Raw genomic sequence first — 21,916 nt, forward strand, 5'->3', positions numbered from 1 at the left:
CACTGGCCCCGTCACCCATGGCGAACAATCAGCCCACCGGCTGGCGGGGCACTAGTCCTCGCCTTGGGGACTGTCCGCTAGTTCGTCCCCGGCGTCCCCGGCGTCCCCGGCGTCCCCGGCGTTCTGGCGCTCCTGGCCTGGGCGGGCGCGTGTGGGGCCGTCGTGCCCCGGTCGTTCGCCATCGAGGGGCGGACGGCCGAGTCGTGTGCCGTCGGGGAGCGTGACCGTGGGACATGTGGGGAGCTGACCGGGGTCTCTGAGGACGCCTGCGGGGGTTCTGCGACCCTGATCAAGCGTTCGGCGCGATTGCGGCGGCGGGTCGGGGCCTTCTGGCCGGACGTTGCCTGCTGGGAGGTCATGGTGATTTGGCTTTCTGGGTCAGGCGCCAGCCGCCGGGGGCGCGTTCTACGAAACCTCCGGCGGAGAGCAGGCCGAGTTTGGCGTTGGCGGTGGGGAGGTCCATGCCCGCCTTCACGGCTATCTGGGCCGGGCCCGCAGCCGCACGGGCGGGGAGGGCTTCCAGGACGGTCTGGGCGACCGGATCCAACAGATCGCGAGACAGGACGGGGCTGGTGGGGATCGGAGCCAGGTCTGTGCCGAGTTCGCCCACGGCTTCGATCACCTCCTCGCTTCGAGTGACGAGGAGGGCGGGCGGCGGGTCGCGTAGGAGCGCATGGCAGCCGACGGAGGACGCCGAGGTCACCGGGCCGGGGACGGCCATGACCACACGACTCAGTTTCCGGGCCCAGTGGGCGGTGCTCAGTGCTCCACTGCGGCGCCCCGCCTCGACGACGACCGTGCCTCTGGAGAGGGCGGCGATCACACGGTTGCGCACGAGGAACCGCTGACGTCTCGGTGTCGTGCCGGGTGGTGATTCGCTGACGAGCAGCTCACGGCGGGCGAGTTCGGCGAACATGCCGTCGTTGCAGGCCGGGTAGGGGACGTCCACTCCGTTGGCGAGGACCGCGACGGTCGGGCCACCGGCGGCGAGAGAGCCTCGGTGTGCCGCGGCGTCGATGCCCATGGCTCCGCCCGAGACGACCGTCCACCCGCGGTCGCCCAGCTCGGAAGCCATCTCCGACGCGATGCGCAGACCGTAGGAGGACGCGGCACGGGCCCCGACGAGCGCGACGGAGCGAAGGCAGCCGTGGCGCAGGTCGCTTGGACCCCGCAGCCACAGGGCATAGGGGCGGTGCGAACCGAGGTCGTCCAGGGTGGTGGGCCATTCGGGATCACCTGGGCACACCAGTCTGACGCCGAGCCGCTCGGCCACCAGCAGGTCACTTGCGGGCTCGGCGGCCGACAACCGGATCCGCCAGTGGGCCAGGCGCTCGGTCATCCGGGCGACCTCGGAGCCGTTGGCGATGCTCACTGCCAACTCGTCCGGTAACCGGCCAGAGCGGATGGCATCGAGCGCTGTGGGTGCCCCGGCGCGGTCGATGATCTGGTTGAGCACGGGATCTCCCGGCTCGGCCAAGGCCGTGAGTGTCGCGCGTGCGGTCTGGTCATCGGTCATGTTCGCCTCCTTGGTTCATTTCCATGTCTTGGGGGAGCGCGTCGGCGCAGGCCGGACACGCGTTCATGTCCAGCGGCCGTTCCACAAGGCCAGCGCTCCGCCGATGTCGTCGTCACCCGGTCCGTCGCGATCGGCCAGGTCGGCGATGGTCCAGGCGACGCGGAGGACGCGGTCCAGGCCGCGAGCGCTGAGGGTCCCCCTCTGGAGCGCTTCGTCGGCGGCGCACATCGCTTCTCGGGACGGAGTGAAGTGGCGGCGGAGTTCCGGGCCGGGGATCTCGGAGTTCGTTCGCCAGGGGGTGCCGGACAAGCGCTTCACCGCGCGTTCGCGGGCGTTGAGGACGCGCTCGGCCACGACATCGCTGGATTCGGCGAATTCCAGGTCGTATCTGAGTTCGGCGCGGCTCGCCGGGGTGAGCTCCAGCTTCAGGTCGACGCGATCGAGCAGGGGCCCCGAGACACGCGAGGTGTACTTGCGGCGGACGCCCGGAGCGCAGGAGCAGTCCATCTGCTTGGCGGCGGCGCACGGGCACGGGTTCGCCGCCAGGACCAACGTGAAACGTGCCGGGAACCGTGCGGTGCCCTCCACCCTGGACAGCCTGACCTCCCCTTCTTCGAGTGGCTGCCGAAGAGCGTCCAGGACTCCGCCCTGGAATTCGGGCGCCTCGTCCAGGAAGAGAATGCCTCTGTGGGCAAGGGACACCGCTCCCGGTTGCAGGACGCGCCCTGAGCCGCCGCCCACGATCGCCGCCCTCGTCGCGGTGTGGTGGGGCGCGTGGAACGGCGGTTTGGTGATCATCGGCTGGTCGGGCGGGAGTGTGCCCGCGACGGAGTGGATCGCCGTGACCTCCAGGGCCGCATCTGGTTCCAGGGGCGGCATCAGGGTGGGGAGACGTTCGGCCAACATCGTCTTCCCGCAGCCTGGAGGGCCTGAGAAGAAGAGGTGATGGCCGCCGGCCGCGCTGATCTCCAGGGCCCGGCGGGCCTCGGCCTGGCCTCGGACGTCCGTCAGATCGAGGTCCGTGCGCCGGTCGGGGCAGCGCGGAGCGAGACCGTCCCTTCCGTACTGGGGGGACGGCTCGGACTGCTCCTCCTCGGCCGGCGGCGGCTCGTCGCGGAGCAGGCAGAGCAGTTCGCGCAGGCTGGCGACCGGAACGACCTCGATGCCCGGGACGAGACGGGCCTCGGCCGCGTTCGCCCGAGGCACGACCACCGTCTGGCAGCCCGCGTTGGCGGACGCGAGAACCGCGGGGAGCACACCGGGGATGGCTCGCATCCGCCCGTCAAGCCCGAGCTCCCCGACCAGGGTCAAACCCGCGCAAGAGAACGGGGAGATCGCCTCGGCGGCGGCGAGCAGAGCCACGGCTATCGCGATGTCGAAGGTCGAGCCCTTCTTCGGCAGGCTCGCCGGGAAGAGCGAGACCGTGACGTGCCTGTTGGGCCAATCCTCACCGGAGTTGTAGATCGCCGCGCGGACTCGGTCACGAGCCTCGTTCAGAGCGGCGTCGGGAAGCCCGACCAGATGGAGCCCGGGGACACCGCTCGTGATGGCCGCCTCGACGTCCACCACGAACCCGTCCACTCCCACGAGCGAGACGGAGCGCGTCTTGGCGAGCGTCATTCAGCACACCTCCCGCAGGTGCTCGAGGGCGAAGCCATCGCCCTGGCAGACCAGGGCGATGACGTCCACCCGGATCCGCGCGCCCGGGACGCGGTTCGCCGCCGCCCAGTGCAGCGCCAACTTCCGCAACCGTGCCGCCTTGCGTTCGTTGATTGCCTCGAGCGGATGACCGAAGGCCTTCGACCTGCGGGTCTTCACCTCGCAGGCGACATGCCGGCGACCGTCGTAGGCGACGATGTCGAGCTCTCCCTCCGAGCACCGCCAGTTCCGATCCAGCACGTTCCATCCGAGATGCTCCAGGTACGCGGCCGCCGCGTCCTCGCCTCGCCGTCCGAGCGCTTGATTGCCGTTCATCGGCCTCACCTCCGGCTTCCGAAGATGCCGCCCGGCCATCCCGAGCAGTAACCGAATGGCGTTCTGTGGATAAGTCGGAAGTATGCGTGCACTGCCATACGCACGCCTGAACATCGGAGTGCTCGGCCGCTCCGCTGTGGAGGCTCACCCAAGCGACGAGTTGGCGCCTGGTTCGTTCCCTGCGGCCAGGGGGTCAGGGGGTAGGGGGAGGCTGCCTGAGGGGGCTGCGTGTGAGGCCGAGGTGGACGGGGGTTCTGGCGGATGCCGACCTTGGCTTCGCCATTCTCACTGCCTGTTGCGAGGCCCATGGGGTGTTCGTGAGCACGTCCCGCGTGCTCACGAAGGGTGGCTTCTCGGCCGTCTGGTTGCAGGCAGGGATGGGAGCACCCGCGCGCGCTCGCGCGGCGTGGGGTCACCTTTCAATGCGTTCCGGTGTGATCAGGGACGTGCCGGTCCTTGATTTCGGTGGTTGTGCGTCGCAACGTGGCGGATGTGAGCACTGAGGAGCGTGACGAAGATCGGGGCGAGGACGAGGGAACCGGCCCCGGCGTGCTGGACGAGGTGCTCCCCGAGTTCGCGACGTTCCTGAAGGCGGAGCGGGACGTATCGGAGCACACGCTGCGCGCCTACCTGGGGGATCTTCGGGATCTGTCGCGTTACGGCGCCGCCGTCGGGCTGTCCGGGCCCGCCGATCTGGACGTGAACGTCCTGCGCGCATGGCTCGCTCGTCAGTACGCGATGGGCCTGTCGAGGGCCACCCTCGCAAGACGGACCGCCGCGGCGAGGACCTTCACCCGATGGCTGTATCGGCGTGGCGCCCTGGCGAGCGATCCAGGGCCGCTTCTGGGCACGCCGAAGTGGACGCGCGACCTGCCGACCGTGCTCGCCCAGGACGATGCGGGACGCCTCCTGGACGAGATGGACGTCACCGGGCCGATCGGCCTACGGGATCTCGCGATCCTGGAAGTCCTGTACGGCACGGGCATGCGCGTCAGCGAGCTGTGCGGACTCGATGTCGACGACATCGACACGAGTCGCAGGACAGTGCGCGTCTTCGGCAAGGGGGCCAAGGAACGCACGGTGCCGCTGGGGGAGCCGGCGCTCCGGGCTCTGGGGGACTGGCTCCGGGCAGGACGTCCACACGTCGCGACGGAGGCCAGCGGTCCTGCGCTCTTCCTGGGCGTGCGGGGAGGACGCCTGCACTCCACCAGCGCCCGGCGAGTCGTCCACACGCGCATCGCGGAGGTCGGAGGGATGCCGGATCTGGCGCCTCACGGCCTACGCCATTCCGCGGCGACCCACCTCCTCGAAGGCGGGGCTGATCTGCGCAGTGTCCAAGAAATCCTTGGTCACGCCTCCCTTCAGACCACGCAGCTCTACACCCACGTCTCGGTCGAGCGCCTCAAGCAGGTCCACCGCCAGGCCCACCCCCGCGGGGTCGTGGACTGACCGTGGCCTTCTCGCCCGCAGGAGCGCTGCCTAACGATGATGTTGTGGCGCCGGGGGACGGCGGAGACGGCGTTCGTGAGCCAGATCGATCACATTCGGCGGAGGCTGGGGGCATCGCTGTGACGCGCGAGGGCGGGAGCGAGAGCGCGCCCGGGCCCGGTGCCGCACCAAGGCCAGTAAGAGGGCGAGGATCAGGCAGGTCAGAGTGCCCGCTGTGGCTGTCGAAGCTCCTCGCAGGGCAGGATTCAGCGGACGATCGTCCTTCAGTGACTGATCCTTCTCGGCTGTTGGCCCGTCATCATGCGCGGACGGTCGTCCGTCCAGGGCCTGCGGCGACTGCTCGCCCCGCGAAAGTCGCCGGTCAGGTAGGGGGCGCGGGCCGGACGAGAGGAACTGCTCCGGCGGGCCAGAGGAGCCAAGAAGATCAGGCGCGGGACTCGGCTGCCAGAAGGGGAGCAGGCGGACGACCGGCCGGACGAGAGCCAGCGGATCAAGGTAGGTGGTGCCCCGCAGCAGCCCCCAGTGCAGGCACGCCTGAGAGCAGTGGGGCGGCGGTCGCCCGGCCTCAACGGTTCCGATACGAGCGCCGGTCGTGACGTCGCGTCCCACGGGGACGGCAGGACGAACCGGCAGGTAGGTGGTTCGCAGCTCCCCATTGGTGATCGCCACGACGTCCCGTCCGGCCAGGACGCCCGCGTACGAGACGCGTCCAGGTCCGGCAGCGTAGACCGGATCGCCCGGGGACGTCGCGAGATCGACGCCCCGGTGACCGGGGAGCCACGGGGACGTCGGTGGACTGAAATCGCGCACCACCACGGGGACTGGCGGGCCCAGTGGCCACCGCCACGAGGTCGCACGCGGGGCCTCCCCGGCGCCATCAGCCATGATCGCCACATCTGCGAGGCCAGGAAGCCCCCCAACTGCGGCTTCACCGTCAGACCTGGTCATCCCAGGCAAGGCGATACCGCCCGTCCGGGAGGGCTTGACGCTGACGGATCCGGATGGAGGTGGATGAACCAAAGCGCCCCCGCCAGACGGCCTGAAGGCCGCCGGGACCGGGCCGGATACGGTCAGTACACAGAAGATCAGCGCTGTGAGCAGGGTCATGGACCGAGAGTGCCCAGCCCAGGCGCGATGCCGCCAGTGGACGCCGGTTCTGTGGATAACCTCGGTCGCGACGGGCCGTGATGGCCGGTTGGTTCCTCGGCAGGTCCCGTCATCCCGTAGACTTGGGAAACGGTCGCACGGTGGTCACCACCGGGCGGCCGAATTCACGCGCCCGCCAGCCACCTGGTGTGGGGCATCAGCCTCTCGGTCCGTCGTCTGCGGCGGTGGGGCAGTGTCCGGGCGCAGGTACCAACCGAGACGTGGCCCCGCCTCACAAGGCCGGGCCGGACAGGAGAACACGGGCTATGGCTCCCGTCGTCACCATGCGGCAGCTCCTCGAGAGCGGCGTCCACTTCGGCCACCAGACTCGTCGCTGGAACCCGAAGATGAAGCGCTTCATTCTCACCGAGCGCAACGGCATCTACATCATCGACCTGCAGCAGTCGCTGTCCTACATCGACCGCGCCTTCGAGTTCGTCAAGGCCACGGTCGCCCACGGCGGCACCATCCTGTTCGTCGGCACCAAGAAGCAGGGCCAGGAGGCCATCGCCGAGCAGGCCACCCGCGTTGGGATGCCCTACGTCAACCAGCGCTGGCTGGGCGGCATGCTCACCAACTTCTCCACCGTCCACAAGCGGCTCACCCGGCTCAAGGAGCTGGAGGAGATCAACTACGACGACGTGGCTGGCTCCGGAATGACCAAGAAGGAGCTGCTCGGCCTGCGTCGCGAGAAGGACAAGCTCGAGCGCACCCTCGGCGGTATCCGCGACATGGCGAAGGTCCCCTCCGCCATCTGGATCGTGGACACCAAGAAGGAGCACATCGCCGTCAACGAGGCGAAGAAGCTCGGCATCCCGGTCGTGGCCATCCTGGACACCAACTGCGACCCGGACGAGGTCGACTACCCGATCCCGGGCAACGACGACGCCATCCGCTCCGTCGCGATGCTGACCCGCGTGGTCGCCGACGCCGTCGCCGACGGTCTGATCGCCCGCGCGGGCGCCGCCCAGGGCGGCGACGAGAAGCCGGCCGAGGGTGGCGCCGCCGCCGAGCCGCTGGCCGAGTGGGAGCGGGACCTGCTCGAGGGCAAGCCCGCCGAGGAGGTCAAGGCCGAGGCTAGCGCCGAGGAGGGTGGCGCCACCGAGGTCCAGAGCGGCGCCGAGACCGAGCGCGTCGTCGAGGCCGAGGCCACCGAGAAGCCGGCCGAGTCCGAGGCCGCCGAGGCGCCGGCCGAGTCCGAGGCCGCCGCCGAGGCGCCGGGCGAGTCCGACCAGTCCTGAGTCCCCGATCCCCGGTGTGCCGCCCACCTGAGGCGGCCGCCGGGGATCGCCATGGGCACCACGACCACTGACGAGAGAAGCGAAGAGGGATGGCCAACTTCACCGCCGCGGACGTCAAGCGCCTCCGCGAGCTCACCGGCTCGGGCATGATGGCCTGCAAGAACGCCCTGACCGAGGCCGACGGCGACTTCGAGAAGGCCGTTGAGATCCTGCGCCTCAAGGGTGCCAAGGACGTCGGCAAGCGCGCCGAGCGCACGGCCGCCAACGGCCTGGTCGTCGAGCACTTCGACGGTTCCGGTGACGGCGCGATGCTCGAGATCAAGTGCGAGACCGACTTCGTCGCCAAGAACGCCGAGTTCATCCAGCTGGCGCAGCGGATCGTCGACTTCGCCGCCGGCACCGACGCCGCCGACGCCGCGGCCCTGGCCGCCGCCGAGATCGAGCCGGGCAAGACCGTCCAGGCTCTGGTCGAGGAGAACAGCGCCAAGATCGGCGAGAAGCTGGAGCTCGGCCGGTACGCCCACTTCAAGGGCGCCTTCGTGGCCAGCTACCTGCACAAGTCCGACCCGTCCCTGCCGCCGAGCACCGGCGTCCTGGTCGAGCTGGACAAGGAGAACGCCGAGGTCGCCAAGGACGTCGCGCAGCAGATCGCCGCGATGGCGCCGAAGTACCTCACCTTCGAGGAGATCCCCGCCGAGGTGCTCGTGAAGGAGCGCGCGCTCGCCGAGACCAAGACCCGCGAGGAGGGCAAGCCCGAGGCCGCGATCGCCAAGATCGTCGAGGGCCGGGTCAACGCCTACCTGCGCGACTTCGTCCTCCTCGAGCAGCAGTTCGTCAAGGACACCAAGAAGACGATCGCCAAGCTGGTCGACGAGAACGGCGTCAAGGTCGTTCGCTTCGCCCGCTTCAAGGTCGGCCAGTCCTGACGCACCCTGGAAACAGGACGAGAATTCGCAGACCATGATCGAGGGGGCCGCCGACGTGCCGGACAACAACAAGACTGACACGACGGCGGCCTCGTCGTCTGCGAAGGGCGCGCCGCCCGCCGATGACGCGCGCGACCGGGAGTCGCACGCGCCGCGGGCGGGCTGGAAGCGCGTCCTGCTGAAGCTCTCCGGCGAGGCGTTCGCCGGGGGCGACCCCATGGGCATCGACCCGGAGGTCGTCCAGCACGTCGCCGAGGCGATCGCCGAGGCCGTCCAGGACGGCGTCCAGGTCGCGGTCGTGTGCGGCGGCGGCAACATGTTCCGCGGCGCGGCGCTGGCCGAGCGGGGCATGGACCGGGGCCGCAGCGACTACATGGGCATGATCGGCACCGTGATCAACTGCCTGGCGCTGCAGGACTTCCTGGAGAAGCTCGGGGTCGACACCCGGGTCCAGACGGCCATCACGATGAGCCAGGTCGCCGAGCCCTACATCCCGCGCCGCGCCATGCGGCACCTGGAGAAGGGCCGCGTGGTCATCTTCGGCGCCGGCCTCGGCCAGCCGTTCTTCTCCACCGACACCACCGCCGCCCAGCGCGCGCTGGAGATCGGCGCGGAGGCGGTCCTCAAGGCGACGCAGGTGGACGGCGTGTACGACGCCGACCCCCGCAAGAATCCGGATGCGGTCAAGTTCGACCGTTTGGAATACGGTGAGGTTCTACAGCGGGGACTGAAGGTCATGGACGCCACGGCCATCAGCCTCTGCATGGACAACGCGCTCCCCATCGTGGTCTTCGACCTCATGGGGCAGGGCAACATCGTCCGGGCCGTCCGCGGTGAGAAGATCGGCACGCTGGTCAGCCCGGCCGAGCAGTGACGGCACGGACCATCGGATGACATGGGAGTCGAAGTGATCGACGAGACCCTCCTCGAGGCCGAGGAGAAGATGGAGAAGGCGGTCGCGGTCGCCAAGGAGGACTTCCAGGCCATCCGCACCGGTCGGGTCACGCCTTCGATGTTCAACAAGATCACCGCGGAGTACTACGGGACTCCCACGCCGATCAACCAGCTCGCGTCGTTCACGCTTCCCGAGCCGCGCATGGTGATCGTGCAGGTGTTCGACAAGTCGTCCATGTCGGCGGTCGAGCGCGCGATCCGCGACAGCGACCTCGGCGTGAACCCGACCAACGACGGCAACGTACTCCGGGTGGTGTTCCCCGACCTGTCGGAGGAGCGCCGCAGGGAGTTCATCAAGGTCGCCGGCGGCAAGGCCGAGGACGCCAGGGTTTCGGTGCGCAACGTCCGGCGCCGCGCCAAGGACACCCTCGACAAGCTCGCCAAGGACGGCGAGGCCGGTGAGGACGACGTCCGGCGTGCGGAGAAGGAGCTCGACGACGCCACGCACCGGTATGTGGCGCAGATCGACGAGCTGCTCGAGCACAAGAAGGCCGAACTGCTCGAGGTTTGATGGAACTGGACAACGCCGGGGAGCCTGGTCGCTCCCCGGACGAGCCGGTCACCCCCGGTCCTGCGGACCCGCCCGGCGAGGCGGGTCCCGCGGACCGTCCGGTGACCGAGTCCGCAGAGGCGGACGCGGGCGGCGCTCAGGCCGAACCGGGGAAGACCCCGGCGGAGGCGAGCGCCGCTTCAGGCATGCGGAGCGAATCCTCCGGGGCGCGAGCTGAGGGCGAGTCCGCCTCCGCGGACACGGCCGCCTTCGCGGCTTCTGCGGACGATGGCGATCCCGCGAATGATCACGCGAGCGACGGTGGCGCTTCGGAGCCGCCGGCCAAGCGGAAGAAGTCGGGGCGGAACCTGCCCATCGCCGTCGGTGTGGGCGGCACGCTCGGCGCGCTCGTCCTGCTCTCGCTCTACACCTACAAGCAGATCTTCCTCGTCGTCATGGTGGGGTTCCTGCTGCTGGGCCTGCGCGAGCTGGCCGACGCGTTCCGCACGCGCGAGATCGAGGTCCCGTTCATCCCGCTGGCGGCCGGCATGGTCGCCGCGCCGGTGGTCGCCTACGTGTGGGGTACCAACGGGCTCGTCGCGGTGGTCGCACTGACCACGCTCGCGGTCATGGTCACGCGCATGGTGGACGGCGCGGAGGGCTACGTCCGGGACGTCTCGGCGGGCGTTTTCGCGGTCGGATACCTGGTGCTCATGGGCGGCATCGTCGCGCTGCTCATGAAGCCGGACGACGGGGACCACCGGATCGTCATCTTCATCGCGGTGACGGTGGCCAGCGACATCGGGGGCTTCTTCGCGGGGTCGTTCCTGGGCAAGCACAAGCTCGCGCCCACGATCAGCCCCAAGAAGACCTGGGAAGGCGTCACCGGATCGGCCATCACCTGCATGGCGGTGGGCGGCGTCCTCGTGGCCACGCTCCTGGACGACGGCCAGTGGTGGCAGGGTGTCGTCATCGGCCTGGCGGCCGTGGTCACCGCGACGGTGGGCGACCTCATCGAGTCCATGCTGAAGCGCGACCTCGGCATCAAGGACATGGGGACGCTCCTGCCGGAGCACGGCGGCGTCATGGACCGTCTGGACTCCCTGGTCGCCACGGCCCCGATCGTGTGGCTTTTGCTGGAGCTTTTCGTTCCCGCATAGACAGCCCGGCGTGCGCGTTCAGGAGAGGGGTGCTCGGAGGAGCACCGGAAGCGTCGGTGTGAAGACAGGCCCCGGGAGTGACTCCCGGGGCCTTCGTGTTGGGTCCTGCTCTTGGTCACGGTTCGGCAACGGGTTCTCTGGGAAGTAGTGCGTGACATTGCACTGCCACATGCTTCTGTCGGGCCGGGAGGCCCCGCGGGGCCTTCCCTCGTCTCGGTTCCGCGCAGTGGAGGAGACAGACGCATGAGGAGATCCATCGCGCTGGCGATGACCGCCGCTGCGGCATCGTCCGCCCTGATCGCCGCGACCATGCCCGCTCAGGCCGCACCGGGCCGCGCGCCCTCGGGGGCCGCCGGGTACCGTCCGCACCTGGACTGGAAGTCCTGCGGAGACGCCGATAACCCGCGGCTGCTGTGCGCCAAGCTCGAGGTTCCGCTCGACCATGCCCGGCCGGACGGCCCGAAGATCAAGATCGCGGTGAACCGGCTTCCCGCGACCGCCCCGGCCGACAAGCGGCAGGGACCGATTCTGCTCAATCCGGGAGGTCCCGGAATCAGCGGCCTGTGGATGGCGCCGTGGGTTCCCTCGAAACTGCCCGCGGACGTAGCCGCGTCCTATGACTGGATCGGATTCGACCTGCGCGGTACACAGGGCAGCGAACCGCACATGGCATGCGACCCGAAGTACTTCGACGGTCCCCGTCCCGACTATCAGCCCAGCGCCGGTACGGAACGGACCTGGCTGCGGAAGGCCGCAGGATATGCGGCCGACTGTGCCTCCAAGTACGCCGACCTCCTGCCGCACCTCCGCACGGTCGACATCGTCCGCGATATGGACGACATCAGGCAGGCCCTAGGGGCCAGGAGGATCAGCTTCTTCGGCTGGTCTTATGGGACGACCCTGGGGTCCACCTACGGCGCGATGTTCCCGAGCCGGGTGAAGCGCCTCGTCCTGGACAGCATCGTGGGCCCGCACATCACCTGGTACGAGCAGAACGTCCGGCAGGACCTCCAGCACGAGAAGCGCTTCAAGGCGTTCACCGAATGGGTCGCCAAGGCCGACGCCGTCTACCACCTGGGTGCGGACGCCTCTGGCGTCGAGAGTAGGTGGTACGCCATGCGCGCGTCCCTGGGGAAGAACCCGGTGGACGCCAAGATCGGCGCGGACGAATGGGACGACACCCAGCTCGCCGGCGGATATGACCCGGCCAAGTGGCCGCGCCTTGCGACCGCCCTCGCTGCCTTCGCCAACAGCAAAGACGCCGGTCCGCTGCGCGTCGCCTACGACAGGTATGCCGCGCCCGATCCCAACGACGACTCCTTCGACCTCTACAACGCGGTCCAGTGCACCGACAGCGCGTGGCCGCGGGACTGGGCCTTCTGGCGTAGGGACCAGGCCCGGATCGACAAGAAGGCGCACTTCTACACGTATTCGAACCAGTGGTACAACGCCGCGTGCGTCTTCTGGGCCGGTGAGGGTGGAGAGCGTCCGCGCATCACCGGCAAGGGGCTGCCTACCGCGTTGTTGTTCCAGGCCACCGAGGACGCTGCGACCGTCTATCAGGGCGGTCTGGAGATGGCCGCGGCCATGCCGAACTCACGCCTCGTCGTTGAGCAGGGCGGCGGGCGCCATGCCATCACGCTCGCGGGTAACGCCTGTCTGGATGAACCCCTGATCGAATACCTGCGCGACGGTACGCTACCCAAGGAGCGAGGTCTGGTGGACCTTCGGTGCGCCAAGTCGCCCGACCCCACGCCCACGTGGGTCGGTGTGGCCAAGGCCGACGCAAAGCCGGGCAAGTCGGTTCGTCCACTGGACGACTACCGGATCCGCTGACCTGCGTGAGGGTGGGGGCCTCGATGACGTGACCCCCGCCTCGCGCGCGCATGAGCCGAGGGGCCGAGCCTTGGCTCTGCCCACGAACTCCGGGCCTCACCCACGGCCCGGCCCCATGAGGAACGGCCTCCCCGAGAACCGGGGAGGCCGTTCACTTGGGCACGCTCAGAGTCTCGCTCGGGCGAGCTCACATGAGGTCTGCCATCCAGCTTTCGATGTCGTCCGGGTGGCGGGGGAGGTCGGACGACAGCAGTCGCGAGCCGTTTTCGGTGACGACCAGGTCGTCCTCGATGCGAATGCCGATCCCGCGCAGTTCGTCGGGCAGGGTCAGGTCGTCTGGCTGAAGGTAAAGGCCGGGCTCCACCGTGAGGACGTGGCCGGGCTCGAGAACGCCGTCCAGGTAGGTCTCCGCCCGTGCCTTGGCGCAGTCGTGGACGTCCATGCCGAGCATGTGACCGCTGCTGCAGAGCGTGTAGCGGCGGTAGATGCCGGATTCGGGGTCCAGGGCGGCCTCGGCGTCCGGGATGACGCCCCAGTCCTCGAGCCCCTCCGCGATGACCCGCATGGCGGCGAGGTGGAAGTCGCGGAAACGGGCCCCCGGCTTCACGGCCGCGATGCCCGCCTCCTGCGCGCGATAGACGAGCTCGTACACGCGCCGCTGCTCCGAGGTGAACTTCCCGGTGATCGGCAGGGTGCGGGTGATGTCGGCGGTGTAGAGCGTGTCGGTCTCGACGCCCGCGTCCAGCAGGAGCAGCTCGCCGGGACGCAGCGGGCCGTCGTTGCGGATCCAGTGCAGGACGCACGCGTGCGAGCCGGCGGCCGCGATCGTCTCGTAGCCGACGCCATTGCCTTCGAGACGCGCGCGCATGTTGAACTGGCCCTCGACCCAACGCTCACCACGCCGGTGCTTGAGCGCCTTGGGCAGCGCGGTCACAACATCCCGGAATCCGAGGGTCGTATAGTCGACGGCCGCGGCGAGCTGCGCCACCTCCCAGTCGTCCTTGACGAGCCGGAGTTCGGAGACGAAAGAGGCCAGTTCGTGGTCGGCCGCCGGGTTGGAGTGGGCGGGGGCAAAGCGGTCCACCTCGGCGTCGATTCCGCGCATGACGCGAGTCGGCACCTCGCGCCCGCGCAGTGCCTCCGCCAGCTTTTCCCTGGGCGCACCCTCGATTTGCAGCGTGGCCTGAAGCTCCGCAAGGGTGCGGCGTCGGCCGACCCAGAATTCGCCGTGGCGACGGTCCCGGTAGAACTCGCCGGTGTCGCGAGGCGAACGCGGGTGCGTGAAGAGCGTGGCCTCATGGCCGTTGCCGATGGGCTCCAGGACCAGAACCGAATCCGGCACTGCCCCAACACCAGTGTCGCCCGTGAGGTGGACGAACGCCGAATGCGGCCGGAAAGCGTAGTCGCTGTCGTTGCTGCGGACTTTCAGCCCTCCGGCGGGGATGACGAGGCGTTCACCCGGGAAACGGTTCGAAAGCGCGGCCCGGCGCTTTTCCGCGTACGGCGCGGAGTCCAGAGGCGCGGGCGTGTGCGAGGTGTCGGCCCACGAATGGCTGAAGTACTCGGCCAGCGCGGGGGAGACGGGCAGGTCGTGGCTGCCGGTGGCGAAACGGTCGGTTTCGGTGTCGGGCATGCCGGTTTCGGACATGGGGGTCCCTTCGGGCGACCTGGGTGAAGGCCAGGTGAGGGGTGGTGGCCGCACTGTAACATTTCACATTGTATGGCTCGGCCGTGTTGTGACGGTGCGTCACAATGTGACACGCTACCTGCCAGGGAAAGAAGGAGCGTCCGTGACCGAAACGCCGAACCTGCCTGCGCTCGGGACCCGTCCGAACGTCCGGGAAGAGGTCGCCGAGGCACTGCGCGCCGCCCTGGTCGCGGGGGAGATGCGACCGGGCGTTGTCTACTCCGCGCCGGTACTGGCCGAGCGGTTCGGTGTCTCCGCAACGCCCGTGCGCGAGGCGATGCTCGACCTCGCCAAGGAGGGGCTCGTCACGGCCGTCCGCAACAAGGGCTTCCGCGTGACCGAGCTGACCGCGCGCGACCTGGACGAGATCACGGCCGTTCGGACCCTGATCGAGGTGCCCACAGTCGGCAAGGTGGCCGAATCTGTTTCGGCGGAGCGGATCGCCGCCCTGCGCCCTATGGCCGAGGCCATTGTGGAGGCGGCGGAGCGTGGCGACACGATCGCCTATATCGAGGCTGATCACGCGTTCCATCTGGAGCTGCTGGCCTTGGCCGGCAACCGCCACCTGATCGAGGTGGTGGAGCGGCTCCGCTACCGCTCCCGCCTCTACGGTGTGCCTAAGCTCGCACGGAGCCAGGAACTCGGCTTCTATGCGCGCGAGCATCTGGAGCTGCTGGACACGATCGCCTCAGGCGACCCTGACGCCGCGTCCGCCGCCATGGACCACCACCTGCGGCATGTCCGCAACGCCTGGGCGGACGACTCGACTCCGTAGGTCCTGGCGGCGTTGGCGGGCAGGGGGCCGGCCCTGGAGCGGATCTTTGGAGTGGCCGAGGCATAGGCCGGGGTTTGCGACACTGGAAGCACCATGTCTGCCACCGCCGAACCGGCCGCCACCGCTAAGAAGACCCCGCCGAAGCTCGTCTTCGCCGCTCCGCGCCGGGGCAAGCCGCCGCGCCACCTCGCGGACCTGACCTCCGCCGAGCGGCGCGAGGCCGTCGCCGAGCTCGGCGAGAAGCCGTTCCGGGCCGATCAGCTGTCCCGGCACTACTTCGCGCGGCTGGAAGACGACCCGGAGCAGATGACCGACCTGCCCGCCCCCCTCCGGGAGCGGCTGGTCGGCGCGCTGCTGCCCAAACTCCTCGATCCGGTCCGTGAGCTCGCGTGCGACGACGGCAGGACGCTGAAGACCGTCTGGAAGGCGTTCGACGGGGTCCTGTTCGAGTCGGTACTCATGCGCTACCCCGACCGGGCCACGATGTGCGTGTCGTCACAGGCCGGATGTGGCATGAACTGTCCGTTCTGCGCCACTGGGCAGGCGGGCCTCACCCGGAACCTGTCGACCGCCGAGATCGTGGAGCAGGTGGCCGCGGGCGCACGAGCGCTGGCCCGTGGACGCGTCGCCGGCGGCCCCGGGCGCGTCTCCAACATCGTCTTCATGGGCATGGGCGAGCCTCTGGCCAACTACAAGTCCGTGATCGGCGCCGTCCGCCGGATGACGGACCCGGCCCCCGGGGGACTCGGCATCTCCCAGCGTTCGGTCACGGTCTCCACGGTCGGCCTCGTGCCCGCGATCGAGAAGCTCGCCGCCGAGGACATGTCGGTGCGGCTCGCGGTCTCCCTGCACGCTCCTGACGACGAGCTGCGCGACGACCTGGTCCCCATCAACAACCGCTGGAAGGTCTCGGAGGTCCTGGACGCCGCGTGGGCCTACGCGGAGCGGTCCGGACGCCGCGTCTCCATCGAGTACGCGCTGATCAAGGACGTGAACGACCAGGCGTGGCGGGCCGATCTCCTCGGCCGCCTCTTGCGCGGACACCTCGTGCACGTCAATCTGATCCCCTTGAACCCCACGCCGGGGTCCAAGTGGACCGCCTCCAGGCCCGAGGACGAGCGCGAGTTCGTCCGCAAGCTGGAGGCCCACGGGGTCCCGGTCACGGTCCGCGACACGCGCGGGCGCGAGATCGACGGCGCCTGCGGCCAGCTCGCCGCGTCCACCAAGGACTGAGCCCCGGCCGCGAGGACCGGGCCCCGGCTGCGCGCCCCGGAAGGAGAACACCGGTGACGGCGACAGCCGAGGGCTTTCCCGTGGCCATGCGCGGATACCACCGTGCCCAGGTGGACGCGCTGGTCGGCCGCGTCCGCGCCGCCTTGGACGGGAGCGGGCCGCGGCTGACCGCGGATGAAGTCCGCGACGCCCGCTTCGACGTGGTCGCGCGCGGCTACGACCGCAAGGCGGTTGACGCGATGCTGCAGGAATGCATCCTGAGGCTCCGCGCCATGTCGACGTCTTCGGGCAGTCGACAGCGGCGTCCGCGCGTCCAGACCGAATGGCTGGTCTCCTGGGTGCAGAACGCGCGTTTTCCCAGGTCCGTGGCCCGTGGGGGCTATGTCATGACGGACGTGGACGCCTTCCTGGACCGGGTCATCGCGGGCCTGCGCGGCAATCAGCCTCCGGTCACGGCCCGCGACGTGTGCGAGGTGACCTTCCGGACGGCCCGCTTCAACCTCGCCTATGGCGAGCGGGAGGTGGACCAGTTCCTGGAACAGCTGGCCGGGGCCCTCGAGCCACGCTGACCGACGAGTTATCCACAGATCGCAGGACGAGTGGCGATGGCCGCCGGTGGCCCGTCACGCTGGGTCACATGAACGCCGAACTGTTCCGCCGACTCCACCCGCTCTTCAGCGCCTTCCTGACGCCGGAGACCGCCGGGATCCTGCTCTCCCTCGCCCGTCCGGCCCTGCGCCTGGTCGCCGGCGGGTCAGCCGCCGTGCACCTGGGCTGCCGTCCGTTACTTCCGTCGGGCGAACCCTGGCCGACCACGGCGGGCCGTCCGATGGACCATCTCGGCACGATCGACTTCGCCGGGATCCCGCCCCTGGACGGTCTGCCGACGCTGGGGCACGCGTCGTTCTACCACTCGGGCATCACGCCGAGCCCGTGGGACGACGCGTCCGGCCCGAGGGAGGCGTGGCGCGTGTACGCCCACGATCTGAAGCCGACCGGGCCGCCCGTCCCCACGTCCATGCCCACTTCTCAGTCCTGGGGAGTGGCCTCGTTCTGGTCGCTGCCGAGCCCGCTGGAGCCAGCCCTCGAGCTTTTGGAACAGGTCCGGCCCGGCACGGTCGGCCCCTACGGGGCCCTGTACGGCAGCTGGCTCGATCAGGTCTGGCCGGACGACGGCCCGCGCCACCAGATCGGGGGGTGGCCCGTGCTGCTCGAAACCGACCGTCCCGTGGGGCCGAAGAAACCCTGCACGCCTCCTGCCGACGTTCCGACGGCACCGCCGTATCCCGGCGCGGGGACGGCGTCCAAACCGATACCTGAGCCCAGGCGCGATGAGGTCGTCCGCCTGGCCGACCATCGGCGCACCGCCGAGAAGAGAAGGCGTCGCCACACCGCGCCGAGTCTCCGAGATCCGCTCCAGGCACGTTTCGGGAAGATCGAGCCTCGGTACGTCACCTCGACCGCGCTTGTGTCGCCACCGGCCATCACTGCTGTCCGTTCCGGCGGGAGGCCCGTCGGGCAGCCCACCGCCTGCCACCCCTCCGAGGGGGCGGAAGGTGACCGCTCTGCCCTGAAACCCGTCTCGTCCGAGCTGGATCGCGGATACTTCGGGGGCGGTGGCGATCCAGCATTCCTGTATCCACGAACCCCGCGGCGGTCGGTCTCCGTCCTCCCGGCGAACGTGGACTCGATCCGCCTGGAGGAGGTCAGAGCCGCCATAGCAGCGGCGAGGACGAGGTGGTCCGAGAGCCAGGACGCCCTCGACCTGGAGGCGAAGAGGGCCTCTGACGCTCGGAAGGCCGACACGAGGAGGCTCGCTGATCGACTCCGCGACCGCCTCGACCGCAGACGGCTGATCCTGCAGTTGGACGCGGATCCGCGCATGGGTTGGTTCTGGGGCGATCCGGGGTGCCTGTTGTTCACGGTCGAGCCGGACGCACCCCTGGAGAGCGCCTGGCTCAACCGCCACGCACTCTGAGTCGCGCCGCTCTCCAAGAGGTTCACCCGCGCCTGTCGCGTTCACTGGATCGTGCCGGTGAAAGGGCCGTCTTGTTTGGTTCACCCACGCGCGTGCTGCGTCCGCCGGAGCTTTTGGCGCCGTGGGTCAAGTGGGGGTGCCGCGGCGGTGAAGGGTAACCAGGTAACCGGTCGCTACCACTCCGCACCAGAGCACGAGGTGCAACAGGACTGAGGGGAGTGCGGCCTGCAGCTTGGACGGGCCGTCGTGGGCCGCCTTGATCCAGTCCAGGTACGGGATGCCCAGGAAGCTCAGTCGGCCGAGGCCGAGCAGGAGCGTCGCCGTCAGCGCGGAGAGCAGCACAAGAAGGGAGGTGCCGGAACCCGGAATGATCGCGCGGCTGGTCCAGGCGCCGATGAAGCTGCCGGCGGCGGAGGCGAGAGCGGCCAAGAGCACGGCGGCCACTGTGGTCTGTGCGGGGACCCCGACCGTCAGTGCCTGCAGGAAGGGCGCGGCGAACAGGAGGAGGCTGAGTGCGGAGCTGGCGATGAAGGCTGCGAACAGTCCCGCGAGAGCGGAGCGGCGGACGGCCAGCAGGCTGAGCCAACGCTGCACGGTGGGTTGGGTGTCGAGCAGAGAGCGGGTCGTCCAGGCCGAGAGGGGAACCATGAACGCGGCGGCGTCCCCGTAGGTGCCCGTGGCGAGCTTGACCGGGTCGGGCCCGGTCGGCCATTGGCTGAACACCAGCATCACCAGCAGCAGAGTGACGATCAACGAGGGGAGGAACCTCATCGAACGGAGATATCCGGCGAGCTGGAAGCGGATGAGCGCGATCATGGGCGACTGACCCTCCGAACGGTCCGTCCGGCGGCACGCAGCCCACGCTCGACGTCGTCGGCCTCGTCCGCCCGAACGATCACCTCTAGCACCGTCCATCCCTCGGATACCTCGACCGACTGCGTGGAGGGCATGGCTCCTTCGGCAGGAGTTGAGAGCCCCTGGATTGGGTTCACGTCTCCTACGGCGAATGGCTGATGGCCTCCGGTGGGGATCCGAGCCCCTTCAGGAGGAGGTTCGGTTCGCTCTGCTGAAGCGTCGGATTGTGTTCCGAAGGGCTCAGACCAGCCTGTGGGGGATGGCTCAGAGATGGACGGAACCACCGTGACCGCGGTCGTGGAGTCACCAGTCAGCACAGGCGCGTCGGCGAGCGGCGGGGCTGGTCCATCCGCCAGCCGGGGAAGCCCGTTGGCCTGGGGCGGGGGAGATGCATCCGCCAGAGATGGCGTGGGCCCGTTGGCCTCGGGTGCGGCCGTTGCCTCGGCCAGCACCGAGGCAGGCGGCGCGGCCTGGCGTGGCGAAGGTGCGGTGGCTTGGGACGTGTCAGCTGCGTCTCCCACCAACTCCCGAGAGGGCGTGTTGGCCTGGGGTGGGTGGGGTGCGCTTCCGGCCAGTGTTGGGGTTGGTGTGGTGGCCTCGGCTCGGCCAAGTGTGTTTCCTGCTGGCTCCGGCGAGGGCGTGTTGGCCTGGGGTGGGTGAGGCGCGCACCCGGCCGGTGTTGGGGTTGGCCTGATGGCCTCGGGCTGGCCAGGTGTGTTTCCTGCTGGCTCCAGGGAGGGCGTGGCGGTCTGGGTTCGGCCAGGTGTGTTTCCTGCTGGCTCCAGGGAGGGGGTGATGGTCTGGGCTCGGCCGGATGGGTTCCCCACTGGCTCCGAGGAAGGTGTGGCGGGCTTCGGTGGGGCAGGTGCGTTCAGTGTCGATGGGGGAGGTTTGCCCGCTGCCGTTGGGGCTGGCATGGCTGCTGTGACGGGGGGTTGCGTGGCTGCGGTGGAGGAGGTTGATGTTCGCGCTGCTGCGAGCGTCGGCGCTGGGGTGGGGGTGATTTCGGTCAGGGCGGTGTCGGACAGGTGGAGGCGCCTGATGGCTGGGAGATGAGTGATGGCCTCGGGTTGGTGAAGGACACGTTGGTGGTCGCTGAGGACGATCGTCGCGCCTTCGGCCGCGAGGGTGGCCAGGAGTTCGGGGAGGAGGGCCAGGGTCGTGGCGTCCAGGCCGGAGAAGGGCTCGTCCAGGAGGAGAAGTTCGGGGGTGGGGAGAAGGGCCTGGATGAGGCCGACTTTCTGGGCGCTGCCCTTGGAGAGTTCGGGGAGTGGGGTGCCCAGCAGGTGTTCGACGTTGAGGAGATGTGTCCAGCGGGCTGGAGCATCGGAGGGGAGGCCGTGCAGTGCGGACATGTGCGCCAGGTAGGCGGTCACCGTGAACGGCTGGTCGGTGGGGAAGCGCTCCGGCGCGTAACCGACTGATGTAGGACGTTCGGTGATGGCACCACCGCGTGGCCTGTGAAGTCCGGCGAGCAGGCGTAGCAGGGTCGATTTCCCGGCGCCGTTCGGCCCAGTGAGTTCGACGATGTCACCGGGCTGGAGGGCGAGCGAGACGTTGCGGAGCACCCAAGCTCCGCGCCGTCCGTAGCGGAAGGCGACACTGTCGAGACGCATAGGCTGCGCACGTTAGTGGTCGCGGGTTAAAGGCGGCGTGAGCCGTGGGGAGGACAGGGCCGATGGCGGACAAGCCGTGTGTGTTCTGCGAGATCATCCGGGGCGAGCATCCGGCGCACGTGGTGCTGGACGCGCCGGAGGCGATGGCGTTCCTGGACACCCGGCCGCTCTTCAAGGGACACACGCTGCTGGTTCCGCGTGAGCATCACGAGACGCTCGTCGACCTCCCGGAGGAACAGGTCGGGCCGCTGTTCGCTCAAGCCCGGCGGCTGGCGGGGGCGATGGAGACCGAACTCGGGGCGGCGGGGTCGTTTGTCGCGGCCAACAACCGCATCAGCCAGAGCGTCCCTCACCTGCACGTTCATGTCGTCCCTCGAAACCGGAAGGACGGACTGAAGGGCTTCTTCTGGCCCCGCCACAAGTACGAGTCCGACGAGGAGGCTGCGAAGTTCGCCGCCCGCCTACGCGCGGCCCTCGACTGATTGCCACCCACCCACTCACTCGTCCTTCCTCCCTGCCATCCTCAGACGCCGCTTTCAAGACCACCGGTCGTCGAATGAGGGGCGCCGGTCTCGGCCGGGCCGCGCCAGCGGGCCTTGACGTCGGCGAACTTGCCACCACCGGTCGTTGAATGATGGCGGCTGGGCCGCGCGCCAGCGGGGCTCGGCGTCGGCGAACTCGCCGCCACCGGTCGAATGATGGGTGCTGGTCTCGGCCGGGCCGCGCCAGCGGGCCTCGGCGTCGGCGGGCTTTCTGCCACCGGTTCGGATGGGTGGGTGCTGGTTCCGGCTGGGCCGCGTGCCGGTGGGTTTCGGCGTCGGCGGGCTTGCTGCCGCCGGGTCGGATGGTGGGGGCTGGTCTCGGCCGGAGCACGTGCCGGTGGGTTTCGGCGTCGATGGACTCGCCCTCGACCCGGCGTCGCGCGGCGCAGTCGTGACAGCGCGTTGCTTCGCCTTATCTTGCGGCGGGCGACCGGGGAGGTGTCTCTAGTGCGCTGACCACATACGTTTGCCTGGTTTGTTCATGCGGCTTTGGGGTGTGGGCGTCCCCAGCGTTGCTGGCGTTGGCTGCGGATGCGGG

19 protein-coding genes are annotated in these 21,916 nt (G+C 69.4%); 12 read left to right on the top strand and 7 right to left on the bottom strand.

The features are described from left to right. Positions 1–355 precede the first annotated feature (355 nt). The 3 genes from dprA to AB0L06_RS38890 all read right to left on the bottom strand — a co-directional run bounded on the left by dprA (position 356) and on the right by AB0L06_RS38890 (position 3,490). Positions 356–1,516: a DNA-processing protein DprA gene (gene dprA / locus AB0L06_RS38880; RefSeq protein WP_500236228.1), complete on the bottom strand. Its 1,161-nt coding sequence runs from the start codon at positions 1,514–1,516 to the stop codon at positions 356–358. Between the two features lie 63 nt (positions 1,517–1,579). Continuing rightward, positions 1,580–3,136 carry a YifB family Mg chelatase-like AAA ATPase gene (locus AB0L06_RS38885; protein ID WP_500236230.1) on the bottom strand — a complete coding sequence of 519 codons (1,557 nt, stop codon included), beginning with the start codon at positions 3,134–3,136 and terminating at the stop codon, positions 1,580–1,582. Beyond that, the gene (locus AB0L06_RS38890) at positions 3,137–3,490 is read right to left on the bottom strand and encodes a YraN family protein (protein ID WP_500236231.1); all 354 of its coding nucleotides are present in this window, start codon (positions 3,488–3,490) and stop codon (positions 3,137–3,139) included. It abuts the gene before it with no gap. Between the two features lie 492 nt (positions 3,491–3,982). Here AB0L06_RS38890 and AB0L06_RS38895 point away from each other — a divergent pair, with 492 nt between their 5' ends. Further along, positions 3,983–4,939, top strand: coding sequence for a tyrosine recombinase XerC (locus AB0L06_RS38895; RefSeq protein ID WP_500236232.1), 957 nt, complete (start codon positions 3,983–3,985; stop codon positions 4,937–4,939). A gap of 30 nt (positions 4,940–4,969) precedes the next feature. On the opposite strand, the gene AB0L06_RS38900 is transcribed toward AB0L06_RS38895, so the two are convergent. Continuing rightward, positions 4,970–6,046: a M23 family metallopeptidase gene (locus AB0L06_RS38900; protein WP_500236234.1), complete on the bottom strand. Its 1,077-nt coding sequence runs from the start codon at positions 6,044–6,046 to the stop codon at positions 4,970–4,972. A gap of 305 nt (positions 6,047–6,351) precedes the next feature. Here AB0L06_RS38900 and rpsB point away from each other — a divergent pair, with 305 nt between their 5' ends. From rpsB to AB0L06_RS38930, 6 genes are all read left to right on the top strand, one after another. Beyond that, positions 6,352–7,326: a 30S ribosomal protein S2 gene (gene rpsB, locus AB0L06_RS38905; protein WP_500236235.1), complete on the top strand. Its 975-nt coding sequence runs from the start codon at positions 6,352–6,354 to the stop codon at positions 7,324–7,326. An 89-nt stretch (positions 7,327–7,415) separates the two neighbouring features. After that, the gene (tsf, locus tag AB0L06_RS38910) at positions 7,416–8,252 is read left to right on the top strand and encodes a translation elongation factor Ts (protein ID WP_500236236.1); all 837 of its coding nucleotides are present in this window, start codon (positions 7,416–7,418) and stop codon (positions 8,250–8,252) included. 34 nt (positions 8,253–8,286) lie between these two features. Further along, positions 8,287–9,126 (top strand): UMP kinase, encoded by an 840-nt coding sequence (gene pyrH / locus AB0L06_RS38915; protein WP_500236238.1) that lies wholly within the window; start codon positions 8,287–8,289, stop codon positions 9,124–9,126. Positions 9,127–9,159: 33 nt separating this feature from the next. After that, positions 9,160–9,717, top strand: coding sequence for a ribosome recycling factor (gene frr / locus AB0L06_RS38920; protein ID WP_500236258.1), 558 nt, complete (start codon positions 9,160–9,162; stop codon positions 9,715–9,717). Positions 9,718–10,064: 347 nt separating this feature from the next. Then, on the top strand, positions 10,065–10,856 hold the full coding sequence (locus tag AB0L06_RS38925; protein ID WP_500236260.1) for a phosphatidate cytidylyltransferase: 792 nt from the start codon (positions 10,065–10,067) through the stop codon (positions 10,854–10,856). A 243-nt stretch (positions 10,857–11,099) separates the two neighbouring features. Next, positions 11,100–12,692, top strand: a complete 1,593-nt coding sequence (locus AB0L06_RS38930; protein ID WP_500236239.1) for an alpha/beta hydrolase — start codon at positions 11,100–11,102, stop codon at positions 12,690–12,692. Between the two features lie 187 nt (positions 12,693–12,879). On the opposite strand, the gene AB0L06_RS38935 is transcribed toward AB0L06_RS38930, so the two are convergent. Continuing rightward, positions 12,880–14,340 carry an aminopeptidase P family protein gene (locus AB0L06_RS38935; protein ID WP_500236241.1) on the bottom strand — a complete coding sequence of 487 codons (1,461 nt, stop codon included), beginning with the start codon at positions 14,338–14,340 and terminating at the stop codon, positions 12,880–12,882. 142 nt (positions 14,341–14,482) lie between these two features. Between AB0L06_RS38935 and AB0L06_RS38940 the strand changes: the two genes are divergently transcribed. From AB0L06_RS38940 to AB0L06_RS38955, 4 genes are all read left to right on the top strand, one after another. After that, positions 14,483–15,154, top strand: coding sequence for a GntR family transcriptional regulator (locus tag AB0L06_RS38940; RefSeq protein WP_500236243.1), 672 nt, complete (start codon positions 14,483–14,485; stop codon positions 15,152–15,154). 93 nt (positions 15,155–15,247) lie between these two features. Then, positions 15,248–16,387 (top strand): dual-specificity RNA methyltransferase RlmN, encoded by a 1,140-nt coding sequence (rlmN, locus tag AB0L06_RS38945; protein ID WP_500236244.1) that lies wholly within the window; start codon positions 15,248–15,250, stop codon positions 16,385–16,387. A gap of 80 nt (positions 16,388–16,467) precedes the next feature. Then, positions 16,468–16,956, top strand: coding sequence for a DivIVA domain-containing protein (locus tag AB0L06_RS38950; RefSeq protein WP_500236262.1), 489 nt, complete (start codon positions 16,468–16,470; stop codon positions 16,954–16,956). A gap of 68 nt (positions 16,957–17,024) precedes the next feature. Beyond that, a complete protein-coding gene (locus AB0L06_RS38955) occupies positions 17,025–18,365 on the top strand; it encodes a DUF1963 domain-containing protein (protein WP_500236245.1) in 1,341 nt (446 codons plus the stop codon). Between the two features lie 126 nt (positions 18,366–18,491). Here the strand turns inward: AB0L06_RS38955 and AB0L06_RS38960 are convergent, their stop codons facing one another. Next, positions 18,492–19,181, bottom strand: a complete 690-nt coding sequence (locus tag AB0L06_RS38960; RefSeq protein WP_500236247.1) for a hypothetical protein — start codon at positions 19,179–19,181, stop codon at positions 18,492–18,494. Then, positions 19,178–20,836: an ABC transporter ATP-binding protein gene (locus tag AB0L06_RS38965; RefSeq protein ID WP_500236248.1), complete on the bottom strand. Its 1,659-nt coding sequence runs from the start codon at positions 20,834–20,836 to the stop codon at positions 19,178–19,180. The genes AB0L06_RS38960 and AB0L06_RS38965 overlap by 4 nt, the downstream gene beginning before the upstream one ends. A 62-nt stretch (positions 20,837–20,898) precedes the next feature. Here AB0L06_RS38965 and AB0L06_RS38970 point away from each other — a divergent pair, with 62 nt between their 5' ends. Then, positions 20,899–21,318, top strand: coding sequence for an HIT family protein (locus AB0L06_RS38970; protein ID WP_500236250.1), 420 nt, complete (start codon positions 20,899–20,901; stop codon positions 21,316–21,318). Positions 21,319–21,916: the final 598 nt, after the last annotated feature.

It is taken from the genome of Spirillospora sp. NPDC052269 (assembly GCF_040679435.1).
Classification (GTDB): Bacteria; Actinomycetota; Actinomycetes; order Streptosporangiales; family Streptosporangiaceae; genus Spirillospora.